At 69.9% G+C, this 13,796-nt stretch carries 3 protein-coding genes; all 3 read left to right on the forward strand.

What is annotated here, in order from left to right; all coding sequences use genetic code 11:
- The first annotated feature begins 19 nt into the window (after positions 1 to 19).
- The 3 genes from OV287_RS33330 to OV287_RS33340 are packed head-to-tail and all read left to right on the forward strand — an operon-like array spanning position 20 to position 13,751.
- Entirely contained in the window at positions 20 to 5,962 is a 5,943-nt protein-coding gene (locus tag OV287_RS33330) for a type I polyketide synthase (protein WP_267538080.1), read from the forward strand.
- A 3-nt stretch (positions 5,963 to 5,965) separates the two neighbouring features.
- The gene (locus OV287_RS33335) at positions 5,966 to 9,292 is read left to right on the forward strand and encodes a non-ribosomal peptide synthetase (RefSeq protein WP_267538081.1); all 3,327 of its coding nucleotides are present in this window, start codon (positions 5,966 to 5,968) and stop codon (positions 9,290 to 9,292) included.
- Complete coding sequence (locus tag OV287_RS33340; RefSeq protein ID WP_267538082.1) at positions 9,285 to 13,751, forward strand: type I polyketide synthase; 4,467 nt, start codon at positions 9,285 to 9,287, stop codon at positions 13,749 to 13,751. Before OV287_RS33335 ends, OV287_RS33340 begins: the two co-directional genes overlap by 8 nt.
- Positions 13,752 to 13,796 lie beyond the last annotated feature (45 nt).

Genomic DNA, 13,796 nt, shown 5'->3' on the forward strand with positions numbered 1-13,796 from the left:
CGCTTCGAGACACACTTCCATGCCTCACGAAACCTTCATCGACGAGCAGGACATCGCCATCATCGGCATGACCGGCCGATTCCCCGGCGCACAGGACCTCGACGCGTTCTGGAAGAACCTGTGCGACGGCACGGAGTCCATCCGGCCGCTGAGTGACGCCGATCTGGAGAAGCTCGGCGTGGATCCCGCCCTGCGCAAGGATCCGCACTACGTGAAGGCCAGCGCCGCGCTGGAGGGCATGGAGCTGTTCGACGCGGGCTTCTTCGGCTTCACGCCTCGCGAGGCGGAGCTGATGGATCCGCAGCACCGCGTCTTCCTGGAGTGCGCCTGGGGAGCCTTGGAGCACGCCGGCTATGCGCCGGACCGGCATGACGGGGCCATCGGTGTGTTCGCGGGCGCATCCACGAACACGTACCTCATCTACAACCTCGTCCCCAACGCGGACCGGCTCGGCGCGCTGGACATGGTGCAGGCCGACATCGGCAACGGCGGCGACTTCCTCAGCACCCGCGTCGCCTACAAGCTGGACCTGCGCGGCCCCAGCTACTCCATCCTCAGCGCGTGCTCGACGTCGCTGGTGGCCACCCACGTGGCCTGCCAGAGTCTGCTGAACGAAGAGTGCGACATGGCGCTGGCCGGTGGCGTGTCCATCCAGGTCAAGCACCCCGAGGGCTACCCGTACATCCCCGGCGGCATCGTGTCCCCCGACGGCCACTGCCGCGCCTTCGATGCCAAGGCGGAAGGCACCGTGTTCGGCAGCGGCGTGGGCGTGGTGTTGCTCAAGCGCCTCAAGGACGCCCTCAAGGATGGTGACTTCATCCACGCCGTCATCAAGGGCTCGGCCATCAACAACGATGGTTCTCACAAGGTGGGCTACACCGCGCCCAGCGTGGAGGGCCAGGCGGCCGTCATCGGCGAGGCGCTCGGGGCTGCTGGCGTGGAGCCGGAGACGATCGGCTACATCGAGGCCCACGGCACCGGCACCCAGATGGGTGACCCCATCGAGATTCGCGCCCTCACCAAGGCGTTCCGCTACAAGCCCGGCACTCCGCGCGCGGCGAAGATGCGCTGCGCCATCGGCTCGCTCAAGAGCAACATCGGCCACCTGGCCAACGCCGCGGGCGTCTCCAGCCTCATCAAGGCCGTGCTCTCGCTGGAGCACAAGAAGCTGCCGCCCAGCCTGCACTTCGAGAAGCCGAGCCCTGAGATCGACTTCGCCAACAGCCCCTTCTACGTGAACACCACGCTGGCCGACTGGCAGGCGCCCGCCAATGCTCCGCGCCGCGCCGGTGTCAGCTCCTTCGGTGTCGGCGGCACGAATGCCCATGTGGTGCTCCAGGAGGCGCCGCCCGTTGCGTCCCCGGCTGCCTCCCGGCCCGTGCAGTTGCTCGTGCTCTCGGCCAAGTCCGAGGCGGCGCTCGAGGCGGCCACGGATAACCTCGCCAAGCACCTCCAGGCGAACCCGGGCATCAACCTCGCCGATGTCGCCCACACGCTCCAGGTGGGCCGACAGGACATGGCCTTCCGCCGCGTGATGGTGTGCCGCGATGTCGCGGAGGCCGTGAGCGCCCTTCAGACGCGGGATGCCCAGCGCGTGTGGACTGGCTCGCCCACCGCTCAGGACCGGCCGGTGGCGTTCCTGTTCCCGGGTCAGGGCTCGCAGTACGTGGACATGGCGCGCGAGCTGTACGCCTCCGAGCCCGTGTTCCGCGAGCACCTGGACACCTGCGCCACGCACCTCCAGCCGCTCCTGGGGTTGGATCTGCGCAAGCTGCTCTACCCCGAGCAGGCCCAGGCCGAGGACGCCGCCCGGACGCTCACCCGGACCGGCATCGCCCAGCCGGCCCTCTTCTCCATCGAGTACGCGCTCGCCCAACTGTGGATCTCATGGGGCGTGAAGCCCAAGGCGATGCTCGGACACAGCATCGGTGAGTACGTAGCCGCCTGCCTCTCCGGCGTCTTCGAGCTGCGCGACGCGCTCTCACTGGTCGCCGCCCGCGGACAGTTGATGCAGGAGCTGCCCGCCGGCTCCATGCTGAGCGTTCAGCTCCCCGAGGAAGAGCTCCGGCCGCACCTGGGCGCCGAGCTGTCCGTGGCCGCCGTCAACGCGCCGGCCTTCACCGTCGTTGCCGGGCCTACTCCCGCCATCGAGGCGCTCCAGGAGAAGCTCAAGGACCGCGGCGTCAATGCACAGCGGCTGCACACGTCTCACGCGTTCCACTCGGCGATGATGGACCCCATCCTCGCGCCGTTCACCGCGCGCGTGCGTCAGGTGAAGCTCAGCCCGCCGAAGATTCCCTTCGTCTCCAACGTCACCGGCACGTGGATTGACGCGGCCCAGGCCACCAGCCCCGAGTACTGGGCCACGCACCTGCGCCAGGCCGTGCGCTTCGCCGATGGCTTGAAGACGCTCGCGCAGAAGCCGCAACAGGTGCTGCTCGAGGTGGGCCCCGGCAACACGCTCGCCACCCTCACCCGGCAGCAGCCCGCCCAGGGCGAGCGCACCGTGCTGTCATCCACCCGCCACCCGCGCGAGCAGTCCTCCGACGAGGCCGTGCTGCTCGGCACGCTAGGCCGGCTCTGGTTGAGCGGCGTCACGCCCGACTGGAAGGGCTTCTACGCCCGCGAGAAGCGCCGTCGGCTCCCGCTGCCCACCTACCCCTTCGAGCGCCAGCGCTACTGGATCGACGCCCGGCCCTCCGGAGTGGCTCCGCGTCCGGCGGCCTCCGCCGAGAAGAAGCGCGACGTCGCCGACTGGTTCTACGTGCCCTCGTGGAAGCGCACGCCGGCACCGCGTCCCGCCGCGACGAAGGCCTCCAGCCGGGGCTGGCTGCTATTCGCGGATGTGAGCGGTGTGGCGGACGCGCTCGCACCGAAGCTTGCCCAGGCGGGTCAGCCCGTCATCCGCGTCATCCCCGGGGAGTCGTTCGGCCGCCGCGCCGATGGCACCTATACGCTCGACCCGCGGCGGCGCGAGGACTACGCCGCCCTGCTCCAGGCGCTCCAAAAGGAGGGCCAGCCGTTCGACGGCGTGGTGCACCTGTGGAGCGTAATGCCCGAGCCCGTGTCCCTCGAGCGCGCGCTGGACACCGGCTTCTACAGCCTGCTGTTCCTCGCGCAAGCCTTGGGCTCCCAGGGCCGCTCGGAGCCGCTCGCGTGGTGGGTCGCTTCCACCGGCACCTGCAAGGTGGAGAGCGCGGATGCGCCCTCGCCGGAGAAGGCGACGCTCCTCGGCCCGTGCCGCGTCGTGCCCCAGGAGTATCCGCACATCACCTGCCGCTTCGTGGACGTGGCGTCTGGCAACGCCGCCACCGTTGCGGGCCAGCTCCTCGCGGAGCTCGAGTCCAGCGCTTCCGAGCCGGTCATCGCCTGGCGCGGGCGCCAGCGGTGGGTCCAGACCTTCGAGCCGCTGCGCCTGGAGGCCGACGCCGCTCCCCTCCGGACGCTGAAGCAGCAGGGCGTGTACCTGCTCACAGAAGGTCTGACGGGCATCGGCTACGCGCTGGCCGGTGAGCTGGCCCGGAGCTTCAAGGCCCGGTTGGCGCTGGTGGAGGACAAGGGCTTCCCGCCGAAGGCCGAGTGGGCCCAGTGGCTGTCGAGCCACGGGGCGCAGGACGCCATCAGCCGGAAGATCCAGTCCGCGCAGGTGCTGGAGGCGTCCGGAGCGTCAGTGCTGGTGCTCGGTGCTGACCTGACCGACGAGAGCCAGATGCGCCAGGCCGTCACGCGGAGCCTGGAGCAGTTCGGCCGCATCGACGGCATCATCCACGCCGCGGGTGGCCTGCGTCAGGGCGCCACGCTGGGCACCATTCAGGAGACGGGCGCCGCCGAGTGCGCCTCGCACTTCGCACCCCAGGTGCACGGCCTGCGCGTCCTGGAGAAGGTGCTCCCGGCCGAGGGGCCCGCGTTCTGCCTCCTGGTGTCCTCGCTGTCCTCCATCCTCGGAGGGTTCGGGCAAGTGGTGCACGCGGCGGGCAGCCACTTCATGGACGCCTTCGCCGAGCGCCGGAGCGAGCCGGGCACCTACCCGTGGCTCAGCGTGGACTGGGACGCCTGGCAGTTCGAGGGAGCGCCCTCCATGGCGGGCTCCGCGCTGGCTCGGTACGCCATGCAGCCCGAAGAGGGGCTCGAGGCGGCCCGCCGCATCCTGACCCACGCTCCCGGCGGCCAGCTCGTACTCTCCACGGGTGACCTCGACGCCCGCCAGCGCCAGACGGCGAGCACGGCTCAGGCCTCGGGAGCCTCGGGCAAGAAGGCGGCCACGTCCCAGCACGCGCGGCCCTCGCTGGCCACCGCCTACGTGGCGCCTCGCACGGACCTGGAGCGCACCGTCGCCGCGGTCTGGGAGCAGGTGCTCGGCATCCAGCAGATCGGCATCAACGACAACTTCTTCGAGCTGGGCGGGCACTCGCTGATGGCGACGCAGCTTCGCAACCAACTCCACGCCGAGCTCAAGGTGGACCTGCCCCTGCGCGGCCTCTTCGAGACCCCCACCGTGGGCGCCACCGCCGCGAAGATCGAGCAGGAGCTGAGCAAGAACGCCGCGGCCTCGGAGAAGCCCATTGGCGAGCGGCTGCGCGCCGCGTTCCCCACCGAGCGCCAGGGCATCATGGAGGACTACCTCAAGCGGAAGATCGCCGCGGGCCTCCGGATCACGGTCGAGCAGCTCCCCGCGGATGGCAGCCTCAAGAGCTACGACCTGAACCTGCTCGGCGCCGAGGTGGAGTACAGCCTGCGGCAGGACTTCAAGTTCCAGCTCTACCCGCATGAGATCCAGGAGCACGCCGCCATCCCCGAGCTGGCCCGCTACCTCCTGGCCGAGATGGAGCGGCTGGCCAACCCGGCGAAGTACGTCTCCGACAAGCCGCTGTCGGCGTACACGCTCAAGCCCTACCGCAAGCACGCGGCGGACAGCGCGTCCGCCATGCAGGGCAAGCGCAAGAACCCGCCCATGGTGTTCGTGCACTCCAGCCCGCGCGCCGGCTCGACCCTGTTCCGCGTGATGCTCGCGGGACACCCGAAGCTCTTCTGCCCGCCGGAGGTCAACCTCCTGTTCTTCGAGAACATGCGCGAGTGGCGCGAGAACATCGGCTTCGGCCATGAGATGGAGTGGACCACCGGCGGTCTCCAGTGGGCCTTCATGGAGCTGATGGGCATCGACTCCGCCGCGGGTCAGGCGCTCGTGGACAAGTTCGTCGCCGAGAACACTCCGGCCCAGGAGATCTTCGCCAGGCTCCAGGAGCTGTCCGCCCCGCGCCTGCTGGTGGACAAGACGCCCTCGTACGCGCTGGATGCCGAGACGCTCTGGCGCTCGGAGGTGATGTTCGACCGGCCGAAGTACATCTTCCTCTACCGCCACCCGTACCCGGTGATGGAGTCGCTGCTGCGCGTGCGCTTCGACCGGCTCTTCGGCCCCAGCCTCTTCGGCAACGCGGAGGTGGATCCGCACGTGGTGGCCGAGACCGTCTGGGCGCTCTGCAACCGCAACCTGCTCGACTTCTTCTCACGCGTTGAGAAGGAGCGAGTCCTTTGGGTGCAATACGAGCGGCTCGTGCGCGACCCCACCGCCGTGATGACTGGCGTGTGCGAGTTCCTGGAGATTCCCTTCGACGAACGTGTAGTCCAGCCGTATGACGGTAAGAAGGAGCGAATGATGGGCGGACTGGGGGATCCCAACATCCTCCAGCACAAGGGCATCGAGAAGGGCCTCGGCGAGAGCTGGAAGAAGATCAAGTGGCCGCGTCCGCTCGATCCGACCACGCTCGAGCTGGTCGCCCGGCTCGGCTACGAGGTGGAGCAGGCCGCTCCGCCGCCGAAGCCGGCCCAGCCCAAGCCCGCCGCGCCCAAGACCGCTTACACTGCTGAAGAGGCCGAAAAGCTCCTGGCAAACATGGACCAGCTCTCGGATGAGCAGGTCGCGGAGTTGCTGGCGGTGCTGGAAGCCGAAAAGGAAAAGGACTGAGCCATGTCCACCCCCGACGAGAAGCGCGCCCTGCTGGCCCAACTCCTGCGCGAGAAGGCCCAGAAGGTGAAGCAAGCGCCCCTGTCCTTCGCGCAGGAGCGCATGTGGTTCCTCTACCAGTGGAACCCCACCAGCGCGGCCTTCAACATGCCGGGGGCAGTGCGCCTCTCAGGTGAGGTGGACACGGAGGCGCTGCGACGCGCCCTGCAGGAGCTGGCGCGCCGTCACGAGACGCTGCGCACCACCTTCTCGGATCAGGACGGGGGCCTGAAGCAGCTCGTCGCGTCCTCGCTGGAGATTCCCCTGTCCGTGGTGGACCTGCGGGAGGTGCCGGAGGACCAGCGCGAGCAGAAGGCCCGCGAGCACACCACCGCCGAGGCCCGTCAGCCCTTCGACCTGACCAAGGGTCCCCTGTTGCGCGCCGCGCTGCTGCGGCTGTCCGAGCGCGAGCACGTGCTGCTGCTGAGCATGCACCACATCATCTCGGACGGCTGGTCCCTGGGAGTGCTCGTCCGCGAGCTGGCGGCGCTCTATTCGGCCTTCGTCCAGGATCAGCCCTCTCCGCTGACGGCGCTGCCGCTCCAGTATGCGGAGTTCGCCTCCTGGCAGCGCGAGTCGCTCCAGGGTGAGGTGCTCGAGACGCAGCTCTCCTGGTGGCGCGAGCGGTTGGATCCCAACGCCATCCTGGAGCTGCCCGCCGACCGGCCTCGCCCCACGGCGCTCAGCCCCCACGGTGCCCGCCAGACGGTGATGCTGCCCCCGGCGCTCACCCAGACGCTCAAGTCACTGGGCCAGCGCGAGGGCAAGACGCTCTTCGTCACCCTGCTCGCCGCCTTCGAGGTCCTGCTCCACCGCTACACCGGGCAGGAGGATCTCGTGGTGGGCACGCCGATCGCGGGCCGAGGCCGGTCCGAGCTCGAGGGGATGATCGGCCTGTTCATCAACACCCTGGCGCTGCGGACCTCGCTGTCGGGTAGGCCGTCGTTCCGCGAGCTGATGGGCCGCGTCCACCAGACGACCGTGGACGCCTTCGCGCACCAGGAGCTGCCCTTCGAGCGGCTGGTGGACGCGCTCAAGCCCGAGCGCCGGCTGAGCCACAGTCCGCTGTTCCAGGTGATGTTCATCCTGCAAAACGCCCCCATGCCCCCGCTCCAGGCGCCAGGGCTGGTGATGGAGTTCCAGCAGCCCGAGACCGGGACAACCAAGTTTGACCTGACGCTGATCGCCACGGAGCTCCCCGAAGGACTGCGGCTCGTCGCCGAGTACAGTACGGACCTCTTCGAGCCCGAAACGATCACCCGGCTGTTGGCGCACTACCAGACGCTGCTGTCCGGCATCGCGGCCAACCCCGAGCAGCCGATCAGCGGCCTGCCGATCCTCCCCGAGCCGGAGCGGCACACCCTGCTGGCTGACTGGAACGGTGCTCCCACCAGCTATCCGCGCGACGCGTGCCTGCACCAGCTCATCGAGGCCCAGGTAGCGCGCACGCCCGAGGCCGTGGCCCTCACTTACGAAGACCAGTCGCTCACCTACGCCGAGCTCGATGCTCGCGCCAACCAGCTCGCCTGGCACCTGCGCTCGCTGGGCGTCGGCCCCGAGTCGCGCGTGGGTCTGTGCCTGGAGCGCTCGCTGGAGATGGTCATCTCGCTGCTGGCCACCCTCAAGGCCGGTGGTGCCTACGTTCCCCTCGATCCCGCCTACCCGCAAGAGCGCCTGGGGTGGATGCTCGAGGACGCCAGCCCCACCGTGTTGCTGGTGCAGGAACGGCTGCTGTCGCGTCTGCCTTCCCAGAGCGCCCGCGTCGTGTGCGTGGACTCGGGTTGGGCGGACATCTCCTCGCAGCCTCGCCATGTGCCTCCGGCCCTGGCGGGTGCCAACAGCCTCGCGTACATCATCTTCACCTCCGGCAGCACCGGCCGCCCCAAGGGCGCCATGAACGAGCACCACCCCGTGGTGAACCGGCTGCTGTGGATGCAGGACGAGTACAAGCTGGGTGCCCAGGACGTCGTCCTGCAGAAGACGCCCTTCAGCTTCGACGTCTCCGTCTGGGAGTTCTTCTGGCCCCTCATGCAGGGCGCGCGGTTGGTGCTCGCGAAGCCCGGTGGGCACCAGGATCCCGACTACCTGGCCCGCCTCATCTCCCAGGAGCGCGTCACCACCCTGCACTTCGTCCCCTCCATGTTGAAGGTGTTCCTGGAGGAGCCCGAGCTGGAGCGCTGCGCGTCGCTGAAGCGCGTGGTGTGCAGCGGCGAGGCCCTCCCCGTGGAGCTTCAGGACCAGTGCCTGCAACGGCTGCCCTGGGCCGAGCTGCACAACCTCTACGGCCCCACCGAGGCAGCCGTCGACGTCACCTACTACGCCTGCAAGGCGCGCGAGTCGCTGCGCTCGGTGCCCATTGGCCGCGCGGTGGCCAACACGCAGATTCGCATCCTGGACGGCCAGCTCCAGCCGGTGCCGGTGGGCGTGCCGGGCGAGCTGTACATCGGCGGCGTGCAGGTGGGCCGAGGCTACCGCGCCCGTCCGGACCTCACCGCCGAGCGCTTCATCCCGGATGCCTTCAGCGCCACGCAGGGTGCACGCATGTACCGCACCGGAGACGTGGCCCGCTGGCTGCCGGACGGCAACATCGAGTACGTGGGCCGTGCCGACTTCCAGGTGAAGATCCGCGGCTTCCGCATCGAGCTGGGGGAGATCGAGACGCTGCTGGCCCAGCACCCGTCAGTGCGCCAGGTGGCGGTGGTGGCGCGCGAGGATCGGCCCGGTGACAAACGGCTGGTGGCCTACCTGGTCGCCGCACCAGAGCAGACGCCTGCCGCCGCCGAGCTGCGCTCCTTTCTCCAGACCCGCCTGCCGGAGCACATGGTGCCCTCGGCCTTCGTCGTGCTGGAGAAACTCCCCCTCAGCCCCAACGGCAAGCTCGAGCGCCGGGCGCTCCCCGCTCCGGACCTCGGCGGACAGAGCGCGGGCCAGCCCTTCGAGGCGCCGCGCACCGAGGTGGAGCAGCTCATCGCCGGCATCTGGAAGGAAGTGCTCCAGGTGGAGCGCGTGGGCCTGGATGACCCCTTCTTCGCGCTGGGCGGCAACTCCTTGCTCGCGCTCCAGGTGCACCGCCGCCTCAAGACGGCCCTGGGAACCGGGCTGGCGCTGACCCAGCTCTTCCAATACCCCACCGTCCGCACCCTGGCGGACCGGCTCTCGAAGCAGGAAGGCACGCAGGACTCGGCCCAGACCGGCCGCGCCCGTGCCGAGGCCCGCCGGGCCTTCACTCGCCGGGTGAGCGGAGGGCGTGGGCGCACGGATTCACAAGACGGAGACGACTCAGATGTCTGAGCAGCACGAAGAGGTAGAGCGCATCGCTATCGTGGGCCTGTCGGGACGCTTCCCGGGTGCACGAGACCTCGACACCTTCTGGGACAACCTCCGACGCGGCGCCGACGTGCGCCGCACCCTGACCGACGCCGAGATGGAGGAGGCCGGTGTTCCCCGCGCCCTCCGCGAGCGCCCGGACTGGGTGCGCTCGGCCTACGTGCTCGACGACGCGACGCACTTCGACGCCAGCCTCTTCGGTTTCAGCCCGCGCGAGGCAGAGCTGATGGATCCGCAGCAGCGCATCTTCATGGAGTGCGCAGTCCAGGCCCTGGAGGACGCGGGGTACGACTCCGAGCGCTTCACCGGCGCCGTCTCCGTCTACGCCAGCATCAGCCTCAGCTCGTATCTGATCCGCGCGCTGATGCGGCGGCCGGACCTGATGGAGAGCGCGGGCTCGTTCGGGCTGATGGTGGCCAACGACAAGGACTACGTGGCCACGCGCATCTCGCACCGGCTCAACCTGCGGGGCCCGAGCCTCACCGTGCAGACGGCGTGCTCCAGCTCGCTGGTGGCCATCCACCTCGCCTGCCAGAGCCTGCTGTCGGGCGAGAGCGACATGGCCATTGCCGGCGCCTCCTCGGTGTCCTTTCCCCAGACGAGCGGCTACCAGTACCAGCCGGGGATGATCCTCTCGCCGGACGGCTACTGCCGCGCCTTCGACGAGCAGGCCCAGGGCACGGTGCGCGGCGCGGGAACAGGCATCGTGGTGCTCAAGCGCCTGTCGGACGCGCTGCGAGACCGCGACACGGTGCATGCCGTCATCCTCGGCTCCGCGGTGAACAACGACGGCTCCTCCAAGGTGGGCTACACCGCGCCCAGCGTGGAGGGCCAGACGGCCGTCATCTCGGAGGCCATGGCCATTGCCGGGGTGGAGCCGGAGGAGATCCAGTACATCGAGGCCCACGGCACGGGCACCGCCATTGGAGATCCCATCGAGGTGGCCGCGCTGAACCAGGCGTTCGGCGGCAAACGCGTGGGGACCCGGCGCTGCGTCATCGGCTCGCTCAAGGCGAGCATCGGCCACCTGGACGCCGCCGCGGGCGTCGCGGGCGTGTTGAAGACGGTGCTGGCCCTGAAGAACCGCACCCTTCCTCCCACCCCGCACTTCAAGCGGCCCAACCCGGCCATCGACTTCGACGGCGGCCCCTTCTACGTCACCAGCGAGGCGATCCCCTGGAGCGGCGGCGGGCCGCGGCGAGCCGGTGTCAGCTCCTTCGGCATCGGCGGCACCAACGCCCACGTGGTGCTGGAGGAGGCTCCTGCCCAGGCCCCGGCTACGTCCTCGAAGAAGCCCTGGCACGTGCTGGCACTGTCGGCACGAAGCCCGGCCGCTCTCGACGAGGCCGTGACGAAGCTGGCCACCCACCTGGAGCGTCACCCCAGCGCCGAGCTCGCGGACGTGGCGTACACGCTGCACGCGGGCCGTCGCACCTATGAGCATCGGCGCGCCGTGCTCTGCCGGGATTCCGCCGACGCCCGGGCCGCGCTGGGAGATGCGCGCCGTGCGCTCGCTGGCACGGGGACGAACCTGCGGCGGCCCGTGGTGTTCCTCTTCTCGGGACAGGGCTCCCAGCACGTGGGCATGGGGCGGGCGCTGTACGAGTCCGAGCCCGTCTTCCGCAAGCACCTCGACGCGTGCGCGGACGCACTGAAGCCGCACCTCGGGAAGGATATGCGCGAGGTGCTCTACCCCGCTCAGGGCGGCGAGGAGGCCGAAGCGCTGCTGCGCCGGACCGAGCTCGCGCAGCCGGCGCTGTTCGCGGTGGAGTACGCGCTCGCGAAGTACTGGATGTCGCTGGGCATCGAGCCCGAGGCGATGATCGGCCACAGCCTGGGCGAGTACGTGGCCGCGTGCCTCGCCGGAGTCTTCTCGCTGGAAGACGCGCTGAAGCTGGTGGCAGTACGCGGGCGGATGATGCAGTCACTCCCGTCGGGCGCGATGCTGTCCGTCCACCTGACGGAGGCGGAGCTCACGCCGCTGCTCCCTCCCGGGGCCAGCCTGGGCGCGATGAATGGCCCGGCCCTGCAGGTGGTGTCTGGCACCGAGGAGGCCGTGTCCGCGCTGGAGAAGGTGCTCACCGGACGAGGCGTGGAAGCCCGCCGGCTGCACACCTCGCATGCCTTCCACTCGGCCATGATGGATCCGGTGCTGGAGTCCTTCACCCGCGAGGTGTCGCGCCTGCGCCTCTCGCCGCCGAAGCTGCCCTACGTGTCCAACCTCACCGGCACCTGGGCCACCGCGGAGCAGGCCACGGACGCGAGCGCCTGGGCCAAACACCTGCGCCAGCCCGTGCGATTCGGCGACGGGACCGCGTTGCTGCTCGGTAACCCCGAGCGCATCTTCCTGGAGGTGGGCCCAGGACACGCCCTGGGAACGCTGGTGCGCCGTAGCGCTCCGGCCGGTACCCACCCCACGGTGCTGACGTCGCTGCCGCAGCCGCGCGATGCCCAGGAAACCGCCCAGCACGCGACGGAGACCGCTGCCCGCCTGTGGCTCGCCGGTGCGAAACTCGAGCTGTCGAAGCTGTACGGCAAGGAGCCTCGCCGGCGCATGCAGCTCCCGGCCACCCCCTTCCAGCGCGAGAGCTATGATCTGTTGAAGGGAGGCGCCCCGCTCGCGCAGCCCGCCGCGGCCAGGAACGCCTCACAGGGTGAAGGGGCTTCGGACGCGACCCAGGTGGAGCTGTCCGTGCCCGCCTGGAAGCGCACGGCCGCCGCTGCAACGGTGCCCTCGCTCCAGGGTCAGCGCTGGCTGGTGCTGGAGGCGGAAGGGACTCTCGCCGCGCGCCTCACCGAGCGGCTGCGCACCGGAGGGGCCGAGGTCGTCTCGATCCGTCAGCCGGAGTCACTCCGCCAGGAGGTGGAGCGGCTGCGCACCGAGGGCTGGACGCCCGACCGCATCGCCTATCTCTGGCCCCTCGCGCCCGAGGCCCGGCAGGAGCTCATCCTTCACGGACTGCTCGACCTGGCGCGAGCGATTGGCCCCGACGTCGTCAAGCAGTCCATCACGCTCTCGGTGGTCACCAGTGGAGCGCAGGATGTGACGGGAGAGGAGCCACTCTCCCCCGCCCAGGCCACTGCGCCGGGCGCGTGCCGAGTCCTGCCGCTGGAGTTCCCGGGCATGCGCTGCCGCGCCATCGACGTCACCCGGCCTCCGGAGGGCTCGGCAACGGACCTCTGGATGGAGCGGCTCGTGGCGGAGCTGGCCGCGGACGGAGAGCCCGTGGTCGCGCTCCGGGGACCCTACCGCTACGTCGAGACCTTCGAGCCCGTACCCGTACCGCAGGCTCCGGCCTCACCGCTGAAGCAGGGCGGGGTCTACCTCATCGCCGGTGGACTGGGACGCATTGGCCTGTCGCTGGCGGAGCAGCTCGCCGCCGCGGTGAAGCCAAAGCTGGTGCTGCTCTCGCGCCGGGCCCTCCCGGCCCCCGAGGAGTGGAACGCCTGGCTCGCCGGCCATGGGGCCGAGGATCCGGTATCGCGCACCATCGAGCGCATGCGCGCGCTGGAGCGGACCGGAGCCCAGGTGCTCGTGCTGCGGGCCGAGCTCGGTGACGCGGGTCAGCTCGAGCGCGCCCTGCAGGCGGCGGAGAGCCGCTTCGGCCCGGTGGACGGCGTGTTCTTCGCCGCGGGTGAGAGCGGAAAGGCCGCGATGACGCCCGTCTCCGAGGCGACACGCGAGGCGAGCGAACCGGTGCTCCGAGGCCGACTGGCGGGGTTGATGAACCTCGCCGAGGCCCTGAAAGAACGCCGCCCGACCTTCGTGGCGGTGCACTCGTCCCTCACGGCGGTGCTCGGGGGCATGGGCTGCGCAGTGCTCGCGGCGGCCCATGCCGGCATGGACGCCCTCGTTGCGCACCAGTCCCGTGTGTCCGGCACCCGCTGGTACACCGTCGGCTGGGACACCTGGGGCGTGGGCACGGGCTTCCGTCCCGAGGCAGTGATCTCCCCGGACGAGGGCTTCCGGCTCCTGCTCGGCGTGCTCGCGTCGCCCTCGGGTGGGCGCTGGATCGCGGTGAGGGGCTCACTGGAGGCCCGGCTGCGGACTCCCGCGAGTGCCACGGCCGGAGGCAGCACGGCGAAGACGGGCAACCGGCATCCGCGCCCACCGCTCGCCAACGCCTTCGTGCCTCCTCGCGAGGAGACGGAGCAGACGCTGGCTGGCATCTGGCAGGAGCTGCTCGGCATCGAGCAGGTCGGCATCACCGACAACTTCTTCGAGCTGGGCGGCCACTCCCTGCTGGGCGTGCAGATCCTCGCGCGAGTGCGTGAGGCCTTCCGGGTGGAACTGCCACTGCGAGCCCTCTTCGATTCACCGACCGTGGAGGTCATGGCACTGGCCATCGTGCAGACACGAGCCAGTGAGACCGACGCCTCCACGCTGGAAGCGCTGCTGGCCGAGCTGGAACAGCAAGGCTGACACGAACGCGGCGCCCGACATTTTTTGACGGAGTACATCCAGGTC

Origin of the sequence: Archangium lansingense, from assembly GCF_026626635.1 — a bacterium.
GTDB lineage: Bacteria > Myxococcota > Myxococcia > Myxococcales > Myxococcaceae > Archangium > Archangium lansingense.